Source organism: Pseudoalteromonas sp. C8 (assembly GCF_011378685.1).
Lineage (GTDB): Bacteria > Pseudomonadota > Gammaproteobacteria > Enterobacterales > Alteromonadaceae > Pseudoalteromonas > Pseudoalteromonas arctica.
On the sequence record NZ_WTKT01000003.1, the window covers coordinates 158,561 to 178,198 of the forward strand.

Sequence of the window (19,638 nt, forward strand, 5' to 3'; positions counted from 1 at the left end):
TCTCTTTAATACCAATCTGCTTATATATGGGGTCTATTTAACGTTAAGAAAATTACGCTAGAACTAGGCAAAAATTTTTGTATCTAGTTGTTCTAAATAAAAAATTTTTAACGACGTTATAGTGCAATTTAATTCGTTAAATTGATCAAAGATTTATGCAGGTTGGTATAATAGTTAGACCAGATACCTGTAAAAAACGCCTATAAAAAATGCCGCTAAGCTTAGCTGAGCGGCATTATATTATTCAATAAGCTTTTAAAGAGGTCTATTTAAAAACCAAATATTTTTAAATCAAAAAACTTAGTCGCCACTGTATTTATAAATATCACAGCTAGAATGACAGGAATAAACGTTGAAAGTGAAAAGTTAACGTACTTTTCCATCAAGCTTCCCGCATAATTAGGCGAACCTAAGCTTAGCTCTTGTGTTAAGCGTGCTTTTTTCCAGCGGTACATTACAAACAAACACACCATTAAGCCATTAAGCGGTAAAATTGTGTCGTAAAATACATCAACAATAATATCAAAAAAGCTCTTATTAACGCCGCCATAACTGGTGAACGAAGTAAGGCTGTCAATCATACCAAACGACATTGTACATAAAATAGTAAGTACACCGGTTGAAAGTGTAAGGATGCCCAATGCTTTTTTACGGCTAATACCTTTACGGTCACTTAGTGTTGCTGTCGGTACTTCTACTATTGAAACAAGTGAAGTAATCGCTGCAAAAAATACTAATAAGAAGAATGAGAACGCAACAATAGACGCACCTACATAACCAATATCATTTTGCAGTGCTAATAATATTTTAGGTAGGTATACAAAAATCATTGATACAGACGAGTCAGAAAGTGCTGATGGGTCTGTGTTTGGATCAAAGCTAAATATAGCGGGCAACACCATTAGGCCCGCTACAAACGCAACGAGTGAGTCTGTAATAGCGACCATTTTCGCGCTACTTACAATGTCATCCTTTTTAGAAATATACGACGCGTAAGTCATTAATATACCCATACCCAGCGATAGCGAGAAAAACGCTTGGCTTAATGCGCCATTAAGTACACTTGCACTCATCTTAGAAAAATCAGGAATAATGTAGTATTTAACACCGGCCATTGCGTTATCAAGCGTTAATACATAAGTAACTAAAGCAAGTAGCATGAAAAGTAAGGCTGGCATTAAAAATTTAGCGGCTTTTTCTATGCCTTGTTTAACACCCCCTAATAAAATTAAGTTAACAATAATAACCACAACGGCCATATAACCAAACACAGTGTAACTATTAATAAAAACACCAAAGTGGCCAGGATCTGCAAGTAAATCTAAATTACCGAGGCCTGTTTGCGTTAAGTAACCAAAAATCCAAACCGTAATTACCATATAAAACACAGCAATCATAAATGGTGTAAGCACCGCTAAAAAACCTGCTAGCTTCCATTTTTTATCGTTATTAGATAATAGCTTGTACGAACCAAGTGGATCTTTTTGAGCGTTACGACCCATTGCCATTTCAGCCATCATGACTGGTAAACAAATAAATACGACAAATAAAGCGTAAATTAATAAGAATGCGCCACCACCATTTTTGGTAGCAGAAACCGGAAAACCAACTAAATTACCAATACCAACAGCCGAACCTGCCGCTGCCATTATGAATCCGAGACGGGAACTAAATCGTTCTCTATTTTCGCTCATGCATAAAACCTTTTTATTATTTTGTATATTTCAGCGACTCTACCAGTGTTACACAGAGATTTTCAAGCAATTACAGCTTAAAAATAAAATCGAAGTGTAAACCTGTGTAAATACGCTTTTAATTCACCAATTTTCAACGCTGTGGTAGTATTGCGTTAATCAAATTTAACAATTTTTATGAGATTCCTTATGTTGTACATGATTCACTCAACAGACGTTGAAAACAGCTTAGAGCTTAGAAAAGCAGCACGCCCGGCACATTTAGCACGCCTTAGTGAGCTTGATTCACAAAACCGTTTATTAACTGCGGGTCCGTTTCCGGCAGTCGATAGTGAAGATCCTCAAGAAGCAGGTTTTACCGGTTCATTAGTTGTTGCTGAGTTTGAGTCAATAGAAGCAGCTCGAGAGTGGGCAGCAGCTGACCCTTACGTTGCCGCTGGCATCTATGAAAATACAATTGTTAAACCTTTCAAAAAAGTGTTCCCTGCTTAAAAGTGTATTAAACCCTAAGAGCGTGTGTTGCACTGTAATTCAGGGTTTGTTCACAAGATTTTAATTAAAATTACTGAGATAAAAGCGAATTTAGCGTTTTTACTTGAATTTTAGTAACTTAGTTAATTAAACTAAGTGGGTCTGGTCTAGGAGTTTTCCATTATGCGCGTATTATTAAGCCTCGGTTTTATTGCTTGTGTTAGCTTAGCTAACTTTGCTCAAGCAGCGACGGCCACCCAAGCATCTCATGCTGAGGTGGACAAAAAGAAAGCCGTAATACTTGCAAAGAAAACAATAGGCGGTAAGACCTTAAAAATTACCGAAAAAACAGATTTTTATACCGTACGAATACTCAAATCTGACGGCCACGTCGTTGATTTACATATAAATAAAAAAACCGGCGAAGTGAAAAAGGATTAACAAATGCGAATTTTAGTTATTGAAGACGATTTACATTTAGCAGATAACCTACGTAATGCTTTAGAAAAAGAACGTTACAGCGTGGATTTATGTCACGATGGTGAAGCAGGTCTTTTCCACATTACAGAATACCCGCTTGATATGGCCGTAGTTGATTTAGGTTTACCTAAAATAGACGGTATTGAGCTAATCAATAAAGCACGAGCACAAGGCATTACTATCCCTATTTTAATCTTAACAGCGCGCGATCGCTGGCAGGATAAAGTAGAAGGTTTAGATGCAGGTGCAGATGACTACCTTACTAAACCATTTCATGTTGAAGAACTTATTGCACGTTGTAATGCATTAATTCGTCGCAGTGCTGGTAAAGCAAATCCAGAAATGACTGCGGGTCCAATTAAAATTCATACACGTTCACAACAGGTATGGGTTGATGATAAAGAGCTTAGCCTTACAGCTTACGAATATAAAGTACTTGAATACTTAATGGTAAATCCGCAAAAAGTAATTTCTAAATCAGAACTTACTGAGCATATTTACGACCAAGACTTCGACCTTGATTCAAACGTAATTGAAGTATTTGTACTACGTTTGCGTAAAAAGCTTGACCCTGAAGGCGTACTAAACCCAGTAGAAACACTACGTGGGCGTGGTTACAGGCTTAAAAGCCAGTGGTAATACCGCAAATATCGTTAAAAATAAGGCAAGGATTTATCCTTGTCTTTGTTTTATTAGTCGCACTCCCTATCTTATTTTATTCAATTGGCAAAGCGTATTACGCTTCGCTTGTTGATGCGACAGAAAAAACCCTCGAGGCGCAGCTCTACTCGCTAATATCTGAAGTCGACTTTACTGAGCATGGTATTATTATGCCCAGCACTATTTTAGCGCCTGAGTTAAACAGATTAAATTCAGATACCTACGCAATGATTTACCGCGATGATGACCCTGTTTGGAACTCAGAATCGGCTGTAAATTTAAACTATGTACCTCAACAAATAGAAACCAAAGCAGGTGCCGCCGACTTCAGGCGTGTGGAGTATAATAATACCGCGTACTGGCAACTTAGCCTGACTGTAATTTTAAACAACATAGATCAATCAGAACAAGCTCGCTTTATATTAGTCAAACGTAACGACGCTCTACTTCGTATAATGGATGGCTTTAAGCAAACCCTTGTAGATTGGATGTTTATCATGGGGATTGCAATTGCAGGCCTAATGGCTATTGGTTTCATTTGGAGCGCTCGCCCACTCCAACGACTCGATAAAGAAATAAAAGCGATTGAATCGGGTGATATTCAAGAAATTAAAGGCCTCTACCCTGTAGAGCTGCAAACAATAAAAGCAGACCTAAACTTACTACTTGAGTCGCAACAGCGCCAAAAAGAGCGCTACAGAGCCTCATTAAGCGACCTTGCTCATGCACTTAAAACACCGCTTGCAGTACTAAAATCAAGTCCATTGGCAAACGATGCCGATGCACAAGAACAACTCGACCGAATTAATGTGATGATCGAGCACCAATTAAAGCGTGCTGCAACCGGTGCATCAGACACGTGGAAAAAGCAAACACCTATTAAGCCAGTACTTGATTCAATACTCAGTGCTATGGCAAAAGTATACCGTGATAAAGATATTATTTTTACCTGCACCGTAACCGAAAAAGATTACTTTTTAGGTGACCAAACAGATTTAATGGAATTACTCGGTAACTTAATTGATAACGCCTGTAAAGCGTGTCGCTCGCAAGTAGAAATACAAGTAATCCAAAGTAAAACTCTGTGTATTGGAATTAGCGATGATGGCCCTGGTGTGCCAGAGGATAAACGTGAATCTTTACTTACACGTGGTACTCGCCTCGATACATACGAAAGCGGACACGGCGTAGGCATGGCGATTGTATCTGATTTAGTTAAGTCGTATAACGGGACGCTTACCATTACCGATGCTGATAACTTAGCCGGCGCTCAATTTATCTTAGAGTTTAATTACAATGACAAAAAGTAACTATTTATTAAAACTAACTGCCATTGTGCTATTAACTACAAGCCAGTACAGCTTTGCAGATGAAGCATGTACTTTAGCCGCTAAAGCAACAACCGATGAAGCTAAGCGGTATATTCAATGCCTAGATAGCCAGATCGATAAAGCAAAGCAAGCACAAGGCAGTTGGATACAAAAGCGCAAATATGAGCTAACTAAATCACAAGAAAGCACAGGCAATACGCAAGTATTGCCGTTATTTATGCGCAGCATTAAAAATAACGAAAAGTACCTTGAGAGTGCCTGCCAATGGCGTTACTTAATAAAACTTCCTAATGCGACAACAGCGGCCATTAGCTATAAACTCTGTGAAATTGAGCTTATAAATCAATTTACAGAATCACTAAAACACCCATTTTAACGTAACTTAAGCGCACTAGACTAGTTATACCAACCTGCATAAATCTTTGATCAATTTAACGAATTAAATTGCACTATAACGTCGTTAAAAATTTTTTATTTAGAACAACTAGATACAAAAATTTTTGCCTAGTTCTAGCGTAATTTTCTTAACGTTAAATAGACCTCGTATATAAGCAGATTGGTATTACGTTTCACTACTCGTTCCCTTTAGCCTACTTGACAATTTATTCATATCAAAACAAACTACCTACTAGTAGATTGCTAAATAGCTAATAGGTAAACAAATGACTAAACCAGTAATAATTATAGGTGGCGGACTGGCCGGCTTATACAGTGCGTATAAATTACAACTGCTTAATATTGAGTACTTATTACTGGAAGCTAAATCGCAATTAGGCGGCCGAATTTTTGCTGCGCAATCACCAATAAATAACGATGTTAGTTTTGATTTGGGTCCTACGTGGATATTTCCTCACCAACCAAAAATCCAAGCTTTAGTAAAGTCACTCCACTTAAGTATATTTGAGCAATACAACAAAGGTGATGTGTTATATCAAGCACCTAACGCCAAACAGCCTCAACAAATTGCAGGTGCTGGAGATATGCAACTATTTAGACTCAAACACGGCATGAATACCTTAATAACTGCCTTATACGAGCAACTTAATCCTGATTCAGTGTTATTGGAACACAATGTCACTGAGCTTAAAAAAGGTGATAATAACTGGCAAATTACAGTTAATCACTTAGGTAATATAAAGCACTTTACTACTGAAAAACTAATTTCAGCTATTCCTGCTCGTATGGTTACAACACACTTAACACCTGAACTATGGGCTACTCCAACGCTCATAAACCGCCTTAGTAGTGTACCTACATGGATGGCAGGACAAGCCAAATTTATAGCTACTTTTGAACATGCACTTTGGCGTGATAAAAACTTATCAGGGCAATGCTTTAGTCGCGTAGGCCCAATGGTCGAAATTCACGATGCCAGTGCTGAAGATGGCAATTACGCCGCATTATTTGGCTTTATAGGTGTGCCCTACTTATCACGAAACCAAGTAACTAAAGAGCAATTAATTCAAGCCTGTGCCCAGCAGCTTAGCTACTTTTATGGTAAAGATGCTGAAAAGGCAACGGGGTATTTTATCAAAGACTGGGCAGACGATAAGTTTGTAGCTAATAGAGACGATCAAACTCAACCTTCGCAGCACCCAGAATTTGATTTTTCAGGCTTAGGTGAGGAAATAAGTAACCTCAATATTCATTTTGTAGCGAGTGAGTTTGCAAAACAAGAAGCAGGATATTTAGAAGGCGCAATAAACGCGGTGGATGACGCTATTAAATTGTTTGTTAATTAATAGCCCTGTATTTACTGATAACTTAACCATCAAGGGCTTTAATTTTACAGCCCTTGATAGTTATAGATGTTAGTTATTTTTAGCAACGTCTTCGCCACTGCCTAGTAGAGTGGCAACCCACTTACCTTCAGCACTGGCTTCTAAGCCTATTTTTACAATCATAGTTAAGGGCACAGATAAAAGCATACCCACAGTACCTAATAACCAGCCCCAAAATATTAATGATAAAAATACCACTAGCGTTGAAAGACCCAGCCCTTTGCCCAAAAACTTAGGCTCTACAATATTGCCCATCACCGTATTTATTGTTAAATAACCTGCAGCAACCAATCCCGCAATTAACGGACCTTGAGTAATAAGCGCAAGTAATACAGCCGGTACAGCCGCAATAATTGACCCAATATTAGGAATGTAATTGAACATAAATGCCAATACCCCCCACAGCACAAAGTAGTCAACGTCTAAAATCCATAAGTAAAACGCAGCAATAATACCCGTACCTAAACTTACTAGTGTTTTAATTGCCAGATATGAATTAATAGACTCTAAAAAGCGGTCAATTTGCTTCATTTTGCTATCGGGATCTTCAAGTGCCATGTGTATTTTTTTGCTCAGCATTGGCCCTTCAAACAACATAAAAACAACGGTTAAAATAATTAAAAACATGTTTGCCATTACGCCACCTAAACCGGTGAGCATATTAGTGGCTACATCAACCATTTTACCTGGGTCGAACATATTGATTAACTGTTCTTTATTAATCAGTATGTTGTATTGAGATGCTAAATCTACAAGCCATACAAATTCTTCTTTGAGTTGTGTTTTATACTCAGGAAGTTGCTGCGAAAAATCGTTTATTGATTGCCCTACAAGCCCGCCAAGGCTTACACCTAAGCCAACTATAATAAGCACTACCAACATAACAGCAATACCTTTAGGAATTCGGTAGCGCGCAAAAAACTTGATAAGCGGATTACAAATAATGGCAATAAACGCCGCCAAAATAAACGGAATAATAATTACACTTGCCGCTTTTATCCCCGCGAGTACGACCACTAAGGAAGCAAAAACTATTAAGCTTTTATTTACTCCAGTTAAACTTGCCAATTTATTAACCCTTTTATTAATGATATGGCTTTAGTGTAAGGCAAAAGGTAATTAAATGAAATAATTACGAAGTGATCATAAAAGCCTGTTTTACGTATAAATTTGCAAAGCTGTTTGCTAGCGAGTATGTTTTTTAATCACTTGCTACTATTTTATTGTAAGGATTAATAATGCATATATTTATTACTGGCGCGACGGGATTAATTGGTAAGCACTTATGCCCTTTTTTACTTCATCATAATACTGTTTCTGTGCTTAGCCGAAATCCGACTAAAGCAAACGTATTATTAGGCCATAAAGTTAAAGCCGTAAGCAATGTCAATGCAGTAGATTTTAACACTGTTGATATTGTTATTAATCTAGCTGGCGAACCTATTGTAAATAAACGCTGGAGCGACAAACAAAAGCAAATAATACGCGACAGCCGTATTGGTGTTACACAACAAATTAGTGAAGCTATTAAAGCTTGTAGCACTGCCCCGCATACTTATATATCTGGAAGCGCCGTTGGATTTTATGGTCGACAAAATAGTAACCCTATTGATGAAACTTTTGAAAACCCACACGACGAATTTAGCCACCAGCTTTGTAAAGACTGGGAAAATGCAGCGCTACTCGCGCAATCAGAACACACCAGAGTGTGCCTTTTGCGCACGGGTATTGTTTTAGCTAAAAAAGGTGGAGCATTAAGTAAAATGCTACCCGCTTTTAAATTGTGTTTAGGCGGCCCAATTGGTAATGGCGAGCAAGGAATGTCGTGGATACACATCGACGATATGATTCAGCTAATACTCTTTATTATTAAGCATCCAGAAATATCTGGCCCAGTTAACGCAACTGCACCAAATCCGGTAAGCAACGCTCAATTTAGTGAAAGCTTAGGCGAGGCGTTATCGCGACCTGCATTTATCCCCATGCCAACGGCAGTGCTTAAACTCTTAATGGGCGAAATGTCAGACTTACTAACAACCGGGCAATTTGTAGTCCCTAAAAAGGCACTCGTTCATAATTATCGTTTTCATCATCCTGATATTAAATCAGCTTTAGAGAGTTTGGTTTAGCGGGCGTTAATAATTCTTGAGGTAAAATATGAAAATTGAAAAAGCAATCCTTTTAACTGAATTGACCTTTTCTTATTAATACATAATAATTACAACAGTTAGTTAAATATATATTTCATCATTTTATAATAAAGAGAATAAATCATGTTTCATTTGCCTACTGTGATCTTCTTCTCTTTTATCCTTAACTTATTCATAAGCTTATTTTTTCTCTCAATTTATAAATATAAAAAACAAACATCTTTTTTATTATTTGGTTTAGCCTGTGCCACATTCGCATTAGCCGAAATACTAGCATGTTTGCGCTTATTCATAGATCTTCCTTTAATAACCCACTATTTAGCTAGTGTTTCAATGATTACTAGCCCACTTTTAATTATTGTTGGACTATATAAATACAAAAACGTACAAAATATTAGCTTAATGCCTCTTTACTGCATATTTGGTTTTTCTAGCTTATTGTTATTGGCAATTTATCCTTTCGGTGCAGCAAAAATGCTAACGAGTTTAGTAATTGCCGGATTATTTATTTACACAGCGTATTTAATCAAAAGCATGAGCTTTGTTGCTAAAGCCCAGAAAAAGGCGTTAATTACCTGCTTTTTAGTGCACAGTGGAGTTATGTTTTTAAATGCTATATTTCTATCAATACCGGTACTTAGTTCGAGTATTCAAGATGTAGCAACCCCTTTGCAAATTGTGCTTATTAGTCATTTACTATTAGCCACACTGAGTGCTCTTATACTGCCATTTTTGTTATTTTCCAATAGTGAATACACGCTATCGAACCTTGCCAATACCGACTCTCTTACACAGTTATTTAATCGCAGAGGTTTCTTTAATAACGCCAAAGCAGTCCTTAAACAACCTAATAACAATGATATAAATGTATCTATAATTATTCTAGATATCGACTTTTTTAAGCATGTAAACGATAAGTACGGGCACGACACGGGCGATCAAGCAATTAAATGGATTGCGCAGCACATAAAAGAGCAATTTTTTGATGAAGGTATTTGCGCCAGAATAGGCGGTGAAGAATTTGCAATATTACTACCAGACTATTCCCTACGAGCAGCTAAAGAATATGCAGAGCACTTACGTGAAAATATTTCTAAGCATCCGTTTTATTATCAAAACGCGCATATAAAACTATCTGTGAGCGCGGGAGTGAGTCACTCTGTAAATGGTAAAATGAGTGTAAAAGACTTACTATCGCTGGCTGATAAGCGCCTTTATCTTGCTAAAGAAACTGGCAGAGATAAAGTAGTCAGCTTTGACGAAAAAAACCTCTTAATGCAGTGCTAATTATTTTACAAGCTATTATAAAAAAGGTTCCTCCTATAAGAACGTGGTAACTCTTTGTATTTATAGCGACTTGCTCCTATTTAGTTATATCAATTAGCTCAAGTATTTATGCAGGTTAGTATTAATCCTCTACATAAAAAAAGCCCTTCATTCGAAGGGCTTTGGTATACACACAATAGAGTTAATAAACTACTTACAAGACAGTGTAGCTTCGCCTGCCTTATTTGGCACAAACTGAATATTAGCCACAGAAATTGATGCTTTACCATTGCTGCGTAAGCTAAATGGGCTTGTTAGGTTTGCAAAATTAACACCCTTATCAGCAAAACAACCTAAATCGATTGATACTGACTGCCATTTATTCTCAATGCTTTTATCCACTACGTTTGCTAAATCAATGCTTGCACCACATTCACCCGAGCAAGTCATAGCAAATGCTATATCGCTCGTTAGTGCTTCGTTTAATTTAATATCAAAGCTAATCACACTATCGGCTTCAACGTAGGCAATGGTATCTTCTGCAAAGCTTGTTACTATTTCAGCACTGGCTTTTTCTGCACCGCTAAAGTTAAATTGGCGCGCGTCTTCTTGTACTATTTTGTCCTCAGTTCGGTATTTAATTGCACCAAATTCATGAGTACTACTCGATACATCTAAAAGCTCATCGCCCGATTTTAACAATAAGCGCCATGGTGCTACAGGTGCACCAACAAGTATATCCATACTCGTAAGCCCTGAGTTATCAAGTTTAGAGTCTTCATCAAGGTCGTCAGCTAATACGTTTTTATCGCCGTACGTTAAACCAAAACCATAAGGGAGTAATGGGTCGTAATTTTCATCGCCTTTATTAACCGCAGTTTCTACCGCTGATTTAGGCCAAGAAAACGATAGTTTACCTTTAAAGTTATTTTGAATGGTGCCGTCTGCCGCTTTTAGTAAAACATCAGCAATACCTGCGCCTTCTGTACCTGGCAACCATGCAGCTACAAACGCGTCAGATGCGTTAAGTTCGCTGTTAACCCACATAGGTCGACCTGATATAAACACCGATACAACAGGAATGCCTTGCTCTTTTAGCGAGCTTAAAAGTGCTAATGACTTTTTATTTCCGCGCTCAAACTCAAGGTTATCTTTATCGCCGTGCCCTTCTGCGTAAGGTTCTTCACCAAATACAACAATAGCAACATCAGGACGTTGATCAAACGTACCATCAGCACTTAAAGTAACACTTCCACCTGCTGCAGATATTTGTTCTTCAAGCCCTTTGTAAATTGACGTTGCTCCAGGGAAATCAGCATTTTTATTATTAGTCCCCTGCCACGTAATACTCCAACCACCCGACTGTTTACCTATATTATCAGCACCATCACCTGCAACAAGTACGCGTTGATTAGCTTCGATAGGTAATAGGTTATTTTTATTTTTAAGTAATACAAGCGATTCGCGCACAGCTTGGCGTGCGACTTCGCGATGCTCTTGCGCGCCAATAAGTTCTGTTTTACCCGAGTAAAGACGCTTAGCCGGGCTTGGTTTATCAAATAAACCAGCGCGAAGTTTTACGCGTAATATTCTGCTCACTGCGTCATCAATACGGCTCATACTAATTTCGCCTGACTTAACTTGCGCAATTGTATTGTTATAAAGTGGCTTCCAGGCACCTGTTGGCACCATAAATATATCAAGGCCTGCATTAACGGCTTGTGCACAGCTTTCGTTAGTACAGCCTTTAATTTGCCCATGACCATTCCAATCACCCACTACAAAACCATCAAAACCCATACGTGTTTTTAATACATCTGTAAGTAAGTATTTATTGCCGTGATTTTTAACGCCATTCCAGCTATTAAAAGAAGCCATAACCGATTGGCTACCTGCTGATAAACCGCCTACATAGCCTTGTGCGTGAATATCAAATAATGATTGTTCACTGTCGATATTATTACCCTGATCATCACCATCAACCGTGCCACCGTCGCCAATAAAGTGCTTAACGGTACTAATTACACGCTTGTCACTTAAAAAATCGTCATCGGCTTTACCTTGTAAGCCATTTACTATGGCTGCTGAGTAATCATGTACAATTTTTGGATCTTCTGAGTAACCTTCGTAGGTTCTTCCCCAGCGATCGTCGCGCACTACGGCAACTGTGGGTGCAAATACCCAATCAATACCCGTAGCCATTACCTCTACTGCAGTAATCGATGCTATTTGCTCGATTAAATCAGGATTATTCGCCGCGCCTAAACCAATGTTGTGCGGAAATAACGTCGCACCAATTACATTATTATGGCCATGTACTGCATCGGTGCCCCACATAGTTGGGATACTACTGCCATCAACTGAGTCGTCGACAGAAGCTTGATAAAAGCTCTCTGCTAAGGCTACCCAGTCCATAGGTGTTGCATGTTTGTCGCCATTAGGGAATGCGCCACCACCATTAAGATATGAACCGAAGCCATATTTACGCATGTCTTCAACGGTAATATCACGAATTTCTGGCTGAATCATTTGAGCAACCTTTTGCTCAAGTGTCATGGCTTTTAAATAGTTAACTATTTTAGCTTCAATATCGGCATCTTTTTTAACGGCAATATTAAGTTTTGGCCAAATTTGCGCTGTTTTAGATAACGTTTCATTAGTTTCAACCGATGTCACTGCGTCGTTTGAACAAGCCGATAAAGTACCTACTGATGCAATTAATGTTGCTAAGGCTATTTTATTAAGTGTAAAAGGGGTTTTCATTATAGAGTCTCCTGCGCTTGAACTGGTTTGCTACCGCTTAAACCATAGAACACGATAAATATGTAACATAAAATAGGTAAAACATACGAAAGTTGAACACCCACAGTATCAGCAAGTGCACCTTGTAAAAGTGGCACTATTGCACCACCCACAATCGCCAAACACAAAATGCCAGAGCCTTGAGCTGTATGTTTGCCAAGTCCATTTAACGCTAAACTAAAAATAGTGGGGAACATAATAGAATTGAATAAACCAACCAATAGTATTGACCACATTGCTAATTGACCCGACGTGCTCATGGCAATAACGACTAAAATAATAGCCATGGTTGCGTTAAAGCCAAGTACTTTACCAGCAGGTAATTTTTGCATTACAGCAGCACCAATAAAACGCCCAACCATAGCACCACCAAAATAATAAGTGATGTAATGAGCTGCAGCATGCTCTTTTAGCCCTGCTATATTTTCTTGTGCTAAAAAGCTTACTAAAAAGCTACCAATTGCCACTTCGGCGCCTACATACATAAATATACCCACAGCACCTAATACAAGATGGCGATACTGCCAAGCACTGCCTTCAATTGCCTCTGATTTTTCGGCTTCTGCTTTTTGCTCGCTCATAATGTCTGGTAATTTAAGCCATGCAAAAATACCGGCTAGTAAAATAAGCATTGCAGCTAAAAGGAGGTAAGGAAGTTGTACTGATTCTGCATTTTGTGCAGGTGTTAAAAAGGCTTCTGACGCTGAGTCCAGAATTAACAGAGCACCAAATGATGGCGCAACCGTAGTACCCAACGCGTTAAAAGCTTGGGTTAGTGTTAAACGAGACGACGCAGTTTTTGCTGAACCCAACAAACTTACATAAGGATTTGCAGATACTTGTAATAACGTTATGCCACTTGCAAGTACAAATAAAGCAAATAAAAATACAGGATAACTATGTAAAGACGCTGCTGGGTAAAATAAGATACACCCTACTGCCGCAATTAAAAGCCCAACCACGATTCCTTTTTTATAACCAAGCTTTTTAACAATGTATCCACTAGGGAGTGACATTAAAAAGTAAGCGCCAAAAAAGCAAAACTGCACAAGCATTGCTTGAACATAAGTTAAATCGAAAACCGCTTTTAAATGCGGAATCAAAATATCATTTAAGCAGGTAATAAAACCCCACATAAAAAACAGTGAAGTTAAAGATGTAAGTGCAAAACCATAGTTTTTATCTTGGTGGTTTTGCGACTGTGTGTGTGATGTCAGTGGTGCTGAACTAGCCATGTGCTCTCCGCAATTTATTATTATAAATTGATCTTCAGTAAGTAATTAATACAAACCCCGCTAAGGCGCAGTATTAAAGAGTTGACCTGAAGATTAATTAACATTAATCTAAAAATGTAAGCGCTTTCACGGCTAATTAAATACGAACATGTTACATATTTCAACAACTTTTATTTTTAATAATGTTTTGTACCCGCTGAAAGTCAGTAAAAATAGGCGCTAAGCGTGCAATTAAGTTCTCAAAAAGGTTTGTAACCAATGACAAAAATATCATTACCATTTAATTCACCTCTATTAACAAAAGACTTTGTTTATGGTGTAGCAACAGCATCATTTCAGATAGAGGGCGGGTATGAGCATCGCTTACCGTGTATTTGGGATACCTTTTGTAGTACTGCAGGTAAAATTGCTGACAATTCACATGGTCATATTGCCTGCGATCATTACAACAATTGGCAACAAGACATAGATTTAATAGAGTCTCTAGGTGTTGATGCTTACAGGCTTTCTATTTCATGGCCTCGCGTTATGACTCAAGACGGAAAGTTAAATCCTGTAGGCGTTAAGTTTTATACTGATATTTTAGATGAGCTAAAACGAAAAAAAATAAAAGCCTTTGTTACTTTGTATCACTGGGATTTACCGCAACATCTTGAAGATGAAGGCGGCTGGCTTAACAGAAAAACAGCTTATGCATTTGAGCAGTACGTAGAACTAATTACTAACGCATTTGGAACACGAGTGTATTCTTACGCTACATTAAACGAACCCTTTTGCAGCGCGTTTTTAGGTTACGAAATTGGCATACATGCCCCAGGCCTAGTAGGCAAGCAGTATGGTAAAAAAGCAGCTCATCACTTATTACTCGCTCATGGTCTCGCTATGAACGTGCTAAATAAAACATCGCCTGATACTCAAAACGGCATTGTGCTTAACTTTACACCCGCCTACCCACTTACAGATACTCAACAAGACATAGACAGTGCCAAATACGCTGATGACTATTTAAATCAGTGGTACATGAAACCAATAATGGACGGTAAATACCCTGATATAATTAGCCAACTACCTGAGGATCACTTACCAGACATACACCCAGGTGATATGGAATTAATTTCTCAGCCAATTGATTACTTAGGCATTAACTTTTATACCCGCCAAGTTTATAAAGCGCACCCTACTGATATTTATGAACCCATTGCACCTACGGGTCCGTTGACAGATATGGGGTGGGAGGTTTACCCGCAATCGTTTACCGATTTGCTTGTATCGCTTAATAAGACATACACCCTACCGCCTATTTATATAACCGAAAATGGCGCAGCAATGCCCGACACATATAATAATGGCGAAGTTAACGACTTAGACCGTTTAAGTTATTATAATACTCATTTAAACGCAGTTCACAATGCAGTTGAACAGGGTGTTGTTATAGATGGCTACTTTGCTTGGAGCTTAATGGACAACTTTGAGTGGGCAGAAGGTTATTTAAAGCGCTTTGGTATTGTTTATGTTGATTATAAAACGCAGCAACGTACTATTAAAAATAGTGGCTTAGCCTATAAAGCACTTATCTCAAATAGATAATAATAAGCACAAAGCGGGATAAACAATCATGGTCAGTGTAAAAGAAAAAATAGCGTATGGCTTAGGCGACACCGCCAGTAATATTATTTTTCAAACAGTTATGATGTTTTTAATGCTGTACTACACAGATGTAGTAGGTTTATCGCCTGCCGTTGTTGGTACTATGTTTTTAGCAGTGCGTATTTTTGATGCCGTAACCGATCCATTAATGGGTAACCTTGCTGATAAAACACATACGCGCTGGGGGCACTTTCGCCCCTACTTACTTTGGCTTGCACTTCCTTTTGCTATTATAAGTATTTTAGCGTTCACTACGCCCGATTTAGAAGGCACCGATAAAATAATTTATGCCTTTACTACTTACACACTTCTTATGGTTGTCTACACCGCTATTAATATCCCTTATTGTGCATTGGGCGGCGTACTTACTGCAGACGTAAAAGAGCGCGTTACTATTCAGTCTTACCGGTTTGTATTTGGTATGTTAGGCGGCGTAATAGTAGCGGGTTGTACTATGCCAATGGTTGAGTATTTTGGACAAGGCGATGCTGCCAAGGGCTATCAATACACAATGACTGCAATGAGCATTTTAGGTTTTGTACTGTTTTTACTTTGTTTTTTAGGCACAAAAGAGCGTATACAACAGCCAAAAGAGCAAAACATTCCTTTTGCCAAAAGTGTTAAAGCCTTAATTAAAAACGATCAGTGGCGAACACTTTGCTTAGCTGCATTTTTTTTACTTACCGGGCAAGTATTAAGGCTTACGCTTGCTGTTTACTACGTAAAATACTATTTAGGTCGAGACGATTTAATCACCTTATTTATGACGCTAGGTGTTGCAGCCAGTATGGTAGGTTGCGCTTTAGCTCAACCACTTGCAAAGCGCTTTTGTAAAATAAAGGCCTATATAAGCTTACAAGTTATTGCCGCCGCTATTTGTGGTTTTAGTTACTTTATTAGTAAAGACTCTTTAGTATTGGCATTTGCGGCCTTTATTTTATGGAAATTCTTTTTAGATATGGCAACCCCATTGTTGTGGGCAAAAATGGCCGACACCATAGATTACGGGCATGAAAAAACAGGTGTACGCATTACGGGTTTGGTTTATTCAGGCGTTATATTTTTTATTAAAATGGGCGTGGCTGTAGGCGGCGCAATTGCAGGCTGGTTGTTATCTTTTTACAGTTATCAGGCCGATGCAGTACAAACTCTTGATACCCAACACGGTATTTTACTGTCATTCACTGTACTACCTGCTTTTGGCTCATTATTTGTTGCCTACATAATGAAAAAATATACACTGACTAATCAGGTTGTTGAAAATATTCAATCTAAACTAACAGCTAGTTAAGATATATACTCTAAGGTATTATTTAGCCGAAGTAGTTAAGGATAAGCGAGTGAACAAATAACATGGCAACAATTTATCAAGTCTCAGAGCTTGCGGGCGTATCGTTAGCCACCGTTTCTCGCGTGATGAACAAAAATACCCGTGTAAGCGATAAAACTAAACAAAAAGTGCTTAATGCTATGGCGCAGCTTGGCTACAAGCCTAATTCAATAGCGCAATCTTTAGCCTCTAACTGTACTAACAGTGTCGGTATTTTAGTGTCTGAGTTACATGGTCCTTTCTTTGCCCAAATGATGGCAGGTATTGAATCAGAGCTTCGTGCTGCGGGTAAACACGTTATTATTACCACCGGACACAGTGAAGAAGACAAAGAACAAGAAGGCATTGAGTTTTTAATTAGCAGACGCTGCGATGCCATTATTTTGCACGTAGAAGCCGTCTCAGACGACTACCTAATAAAATTAAGCCAAGGCTCTACACCCGTTTATTTAATGAGCCGTTACGTAGAGCAACTAAAAGACAACTGTATCAGCCTAGATAATCAATTAGGTGGTTACCTAGCCACTAAATCGATATTAAATCAAGGCCATACACAAATAGCGTATATTGCAGGCCCGCAGTTTAAAGCCGATGCATTTAATAGACTTGAAGGTCACAAACAAGCGCTTACAGAGGCTGGTGTTAAATTTGATCCTACGCTTTATTATATTGGCGACTTTAACGAAACTGGCGGTAGTAAAGGCTTAAAACATTTTATTGATGAAAAACTTAGCTTTACTGCACTGGTATGCGCCAATGACGAAATGGCCTCCGGTGCCATGAAGTATGCACGAGAGCACGGTTATAACTTACCAATTGATTTATCGATTGTTGGATTTGATAACGTTATTTTTGCAAACTACCTATACCCTACACTCACGACCATAGATAATCCGGTCGGGAAAATGGGCGAAATGGCAGCTAAATTAGTGCTTAAAGACGTATATCAAAATAAAAACCTCGTTATAAATCGCTTTTTTGAACCTACTTTAATGCAGCGCGATTCATCAGCGCCACTTATTAAATAAAAACCAAAGACTAAAAACGAGTACTGATTTTGGTACAAAAAAAGCGGCTAAATGCCGCTTTTTGTATGTGAGCTACTTAACAATCCAAGGCGTTACTTTAATAACGTTCGATATATCTCCAAGCACTGCGCTATCATCTTCCCAGCTATCTTCAACTGCAAAATAACACACTGACTTTTCACACGTTATGCTCTTATCATCAAATTGCATTGGGCTTTTAAATGTAACTGCTACGCCCTTTTGTTCGGGTAATAAAAACCACATTAATTTACTTACAAAAAAGCCCGACAAATCAGTTAATAGCTCATCAAGTTCTTCGTTAATGGTATATAACGACTGCTTTGAAAATGCTAAACCTTCAAGTTCGTTTGCTTCTATTTGTAGCTTTAATTGGCAATCGTGTACAGGATTGAGCGGCTCTACTACAATAACCGCTTTATCGGTATCAAGCTGCTTATCGAACGGCAATAGTAATTGTGCTTTATCGGTAAAGTTAAGTGGATACTCGTTTCTTTCGGTTAAAATAGTACCGCTTTTAATTGCACATGTTTCATTAGTACCAATATCACTAATGTAAAAGTTAACTCGCGCATATTGAAAATCGCCTTTGTTAACAATTTTTAAGCGGTCGTAAAAACCGTCATACGACATCACAAATTCTCTCGCATTTACATTAAACGCACTAATGCTCAGCAGCACTAACACAATAGCGTTGGTACAATTAAAAATGTATTTATTCATCAAAGTAGGCTCTATTTTGGCTAATCATCGTGTTTAACTCTTCTATATACGCTTCACCGCGCTCAGAGTAAGACATTAAACCATGTGTAAGTTCAGTCGCTAAAATTGGTTTTTGCTCAAGACGTAAGTTTTCACGTATTGCGCGCAAATCTTTATAAGCAGGATGCGTATTTATGTTTTTAAAGTAAGAGTTTATAGCAGCTCTTACCGATTTAAACGCAGCAACTTCGTGCGCAGCCCCGGTATTACGGCGTTTTGGCACCATGCCACAACCTTTTGTGTAACACCACTGACCAAAAAAGTTAAGGCCAATACGTGCAAAACGCGAAGTGCCCCATGCAGATTCGTTTGCAGCTTGCATAAGCGCTAATTCTTTAGGAATTACATCAACACGGCGCAATGCTTGCGTAAGTATTAGCGTATCAACCGTGGTTGGTAAGTCATACGACTTTAAAATTTTAGCAATATCTTTGTTTTGCTTTTTTTCTAAAGGTAATTCGTTTTGTAACATCATGCGTGCTATTTCGAGCTTAGCGCGTTGCTGTAATATTTTTTTATTTTCGGCTTCAACGTGCGGACGAATAAAGCTAAAAAATGCATGTTTTTTTTCTTTAACATCACTAAATTCTGAAAATTTTGGCAGTTTTACATTATGTAATGGTTTTTCTTTTTTCTTCACTTTTTTTGGTTGTTCTGACGTTTGCTCGTCTAGTTCAACATCGTCACTTTGTATAAACGGGTATGCAAGCGCCCAAACAAAAAATACAGTTAGTAAAAGCTTAAAAATCGTTTTTAACATCTATTCTCTCTATTAAACTTAGTTATGCATGGTTTATACACAAGCATACGAAGGCGCATTATACCTAAGCCACTTTATAAACGCGAATAACTGGGGTTTGATGACCTTTTACGGTTGAATTTTCAGCAGTGTATTTGAATTTTAGATAAAACAGAGCCTATGTAGTGTATTTGTTCATTCGCAATTTATAAGTCCATGGGTATACTGGGCAAAGTTTAATAAT

17 protein-coding genes are annotated in these 19,638 nt (G+C 38.2%); 11 read left to right on the forward strand and 6 right to left on the reverse strand.

Going from position 1 to position 19,638, the window contains the following annotated elements; all coding sequences use genetic code 11:
- Window positions 1-269 precede the first annotated feature (269 nt).
- Window positions 270-1,694, reverse strand: coding sequence for a sodium-dependent transporter (locus GQR39_RS04405; RefSeq protein ID WP_010552537.1), 1,425 nt, complete (start codon window positions 1,692-1,694; stop codon window positions 270-272).
- 189 nt (window positions 1,695-1,883) lie between these two features.
- Here GQR39_RS04405 and GQR39_RS04410 point away from each other — a divergent pair, with 189 nt between their 5' ends.
- From GQR39_RS04410 to GQR39_RS04435, 6 genes are all read left to right on the forward strand, one after another.
- On the forward strand, window positions 1,884-2,186 hold the full coding sequence (locus GQR39_RS04410) for a YciI family protein (protein WP_010552536.1): 303 nt from the start codon (window positions 1,884-1,886) through the stop codon (window positions 2,184-2,186).
- Between the two features lie 162 nt (window positions 2,187-2,348).
- Window positions 2,349-2,606, forward strand: coding sequence for a PepSY domain-containing protein (locus GQR39_RS04415; protein ID WP_002959808.1), 258 nt, complete (start codon window positions 2,349-2,351; stop codon window positions 2,604-2,606).
- 3 nt (window positions 2,607-2,609) lie between these two features.
- A complete protein-coding gene (locus GQR39_RS04420) occupies window positions 2,610-3,284 on the forward strand; it encodes a response regulator transcription factor (RefSeq protein ID WP_007375447.1) in 675 nt (224 codons plus the stop codon).
- A complete protein-coding gene (locus GQR39_RS04425; RefSeq protein ID WP_010552535.1) occupies window positions 3,278-4,615 on the forward strand; it encodes an ATP-binding protein in 1,338 nt (445 codons plus the stop codon). Before GQR39_RS04420 ends, GQR39_RS04425 begins: the two co-directional genes overlap by 7 nt.
- On the forward strand, window positions 4,602-5,012 hold the full coding sequence (locus GQR39_RS04430) for a hypothetical protein (protein ID WP_007585278.1): 411 nt from the start codon (window positions 4,602-4,604) through the stop codon (window positions 5,010-5,012). The genes GQR39_RS04425 and GQR39_RS04430 overlap by 14 nt, the downstream gene beginning before the upstream one ends.
- Before the next feature lie 286 nt (window positions 5,013-5,298).
- The gene (locus tag GQR39_RS04435; protein ID WP_165734901.1) at window positions 5,299-6,378 is read left to right on the forward strand and encodes an FAD-dependent oxidoreductase; all 1,080 of its coding nucleotides are present in this window, start codon (window positions 5,299-5,301) and stop codon (window positions 6,376-6,378) included.
- 69 nt (window positions 6,379-6,447) lie between these two features.
- Here GQR39_RS04435 and GQR39_RS04440 read toward each other — a convergent pair whose 3' ends face one another.
- Entirely contained in the window at window positions 6,448-7,485 is a 1,038-nt protein-coding gene (locus tag GQR39_RS04440) for an AI-2E family transporter (RefSeq protein WP_007585280.1), read from the reverse strand.
- Between the two features lie 170 nt (window positions 7,486-7,655).
- Here GQR39_RS04440 and GQR39_RS04445 point away from each other — a divergent pair, with 170 nt between their 5' ends.
- Together GQR39_RS04445 and GQR39_RS04450 are read left to right on the forward strand one after the other, a co-directional pair.
- Entirely contained in the window at window positions 7,656-8,546 is an 891-nt protein-coding gene (locus GQR39_RS04445; protein ID WP_165734902.1) for a TIGR01777 family oxidoreductase, read from the forward strand.
- Window positions 8,547-8,900: 354 nt separating this feature from the next.
- A complete protein-coding gene (locus GQR39_RS04450) occupies window positions 8,901-9,854 on the forward strand; it encodes a GGDEF domain-containing protein (RefSeq protein WP_206007763.1) in 954 nt (317 codons plus the stop codon).
- Between the two features lie 189 nt (window positions 9,855-10,043).
- Here GQR39_RS04450 and GQR39_RS04455 read toward each other — a convergent pair whose 3' ends face one another.
- Both GQR39_RS04455 and GQR39_RS04460 read right to left on the reverse strand, forming a co-directional pair.
- A complete protein-coding gene (locus GQR39_RS04455; RefSeq protein ID WP_165734904.1) occupies window positions 10,044-12,596 on the reverse strand; it encodes a glycoside hydrolase family 3 N-terminal domain-containing protein in 2,553 nt (850 codons plus the stop codon).
- Window positions 12,596-13,870 (reverse strand): sugar MFS transporter, encoded by a 1,275-nt coding sequence (locus tag GQR39_RS04460; protein WP_121955198.1) that lies wholly within the window; start codon window positions 13,868-13,870, stop codon window positions 12,596-12,598. Before GQR39_RS04460 ends, GQR39_RS04455 begins: the two co-directional genes overlap by 1 nt.
- 258 nt (window positions 13,871-14,128) lie before the next feature.
- Here GQR39_RS04460 and GQR39_RS04465 point away from each other — a divergent pair, with 258 nt between their 5' ends.
- The 3 genes from GQR39_RS04465 (at window position 14,129) to GQR39_RS04475 (ending at window position 17,875) form a co-directional block, all read left to right on the forward strand.
- Entirely contained in the window at window positions 14,129-15,457 is a 1,329-nt protein-coding gene (locus tag GQR39_RS04465) for a GH1 family beta-glucosidase (RefSeq protein WP_165734905.1), read from the forward strand.
- A 28-nt stretch (window positions 15,458-15,485) separates the two neighbouring features.
- Window positions 15,486-16,808, forward strand: coding sequence for an MFS transporter (locus GQR39_RS04470; protein WP_165734906.1), 1,323 nt, complete (start codon window positions 15,486-15,488; stop codon window positions 16,806-16,808).
- 62 nt (window positions 16,809-16,870) lie between these two features.
- Window positions 16,871-17,875, forward strand: a complete 1,005-nt coding sequence (locus GQR39_RS04475) for a LacI family DNA-binding transcriptional regulator (RefSeq protein ID WP_165734907.1) — start codon at window positions 16,871-16,873, stop codon at window positions 17,873-17,875.
- A 72-nt stretch (window positions 17,876-17,947) separates the two neighbouring features.
- On the opposite strand, the gene GQR39_RS04480 is transcribed toward GQR39_RS04475, so the two are convergent.
- Both GQR39_RS04480 and GQR39_RS04485 read right to left on the reverse strand, forming a co-directional pair.
- On the reverse strand, window positions 17,948-18,616 hold the full coding sequence (locus GQR39_RS04480) for a DUF2987 domain-containing protein (protein ID WP_101162854.1): 669 nt from the start codon (window positions 18,614-18,616) through the stop codon (window positions 17,948-17,950).
- A complete protein-coding gene (locus GQR39_RS04485; RefSeq protein WP_165727731.1) occupies window positions 18,609-19,415 on the reverse strand; it encodes a glucosaminidase domain-containing protein in 807 nt (268 codons plus the stop codon). The genes GQR39_RS04480 and GQR39_RS04485 overlap by 8 nt, the downstream gene beginning before the upstream one ends.
- Window positions 19,416-19,638 lie beyond the last annotated feature (223 nt).

What these genes read in the sequence shown, in the direction of transcription:
- GQR39_RS04480 (WP_101162854.1), bottom strand. Translation starts at nt 18,616, where the DNA reads ATGAATAAATACATTTTTAATTGTACCAACGCTATTGTGTTAGTGCTG.
- GQR39_RS04465 (WP_165734905.1), top strand. Translation starts at nt 14,129, where the DNA reads ATGACAAAAATATCATTACCATTTAATTCACCTCTATTAACAAAAGAC.
- GQR39_RS04485 (WP_165727731.1), bottom strand. Translation starts at nt 19,415, where the DNA reads ATGTTAAAAACGATTTTTAAGCTTTTACTAACTGTATTTTTTGTTTGG.
- GQR39_RS04410 (WP_010552536.1), top strand. Translation starts at nt 1,884, where the DNA reads ATGTTGTACATGATTCACTCAACAGACGTTGAAAACAGCTTAGAGCTT.
- GQR39_RS04445 (WP_165734902.1), top strand. Translation starts at nt 7,656, where the DNA reads ATGCATATATTTATTACTGGCGCGACGGGATTAATTGGTAAGCACTTA.
- GQR39_RS04405 (WP_010552537.1), bottom strand. Translation starts at nt 1,694, where the DNA reads ATGAGCGAAAATAGAGAACGATTTAGTTCCCGTCTCGGATTCATAATG.
- GQR39_RS04415 (WP_002959808.1), top strand. Translation starts at nt 2,349, where the DNA reads ATGCGCGTATTATTAAGCCTCGGTTTTATTGCTTGTGTTAGCTTAGCT.
- GQR39_RS04455 (WP_165734904.1), bottom strand. Translation starts at nt 12,596, where the DNA reads ATGAAAACCCCTTTTACACTTAATAAAATAGCCTTAGCAACATTAATT.
- GQR39_RS04450 (WP_206007763.1), top strand. Translation starts at nt 8,901, where the DNA reads ATGATTACTAGCCCACTTTTAATTATTGTTGGACTATATAAATACAAA.
- GQR39_RS04475 (WP_165734907.1), top strand. Translation starts at nt 16,871, where the DNA reads ATGGCAACAATTTATCAAGTCTCAGAGCTTGCGGGCGTATCGTTAGCC.
- GQR39_RS04460 (WP_121955198.1), bottom strand. Translation starts at nt 13,870, where the DNA reads ATGGCTAGTTCAGCACCACTGACATCACACACACAGTCGCAAAACCAC.
- GQR39_RS04470 (WP_165734906.1), top strand. Translation starts at nt 15,486, where the DNA reads ATGGTCAGTGTAAAAGAAAAAATAGCGTATGGCTTAGGCGACACCGCC.
- GQR39_RS04430 (WP_007585278.1), top strand. Translation starts at nt 4,602, where the DNA reads ATGACAAAAAGTAACTATTTATTAAAACTAACTGCCATTGTGCTATTA.
- GQR39_RS04420 (WP_007375447.1), top strand. Translation starts at nt 2,610, where the DNA reads ATGCGAATTTTAGTTATTGAAGACGATTTACATTTAGCAGATAACCTA.
- GQR39_RS04435 (WP_165734901.1), top strand. Translation starts at nt 5,299, where the DNA reads ATGACTAAACCAGTAATAATTATAGGTGGCGGACTGGCCGGCTTATAC.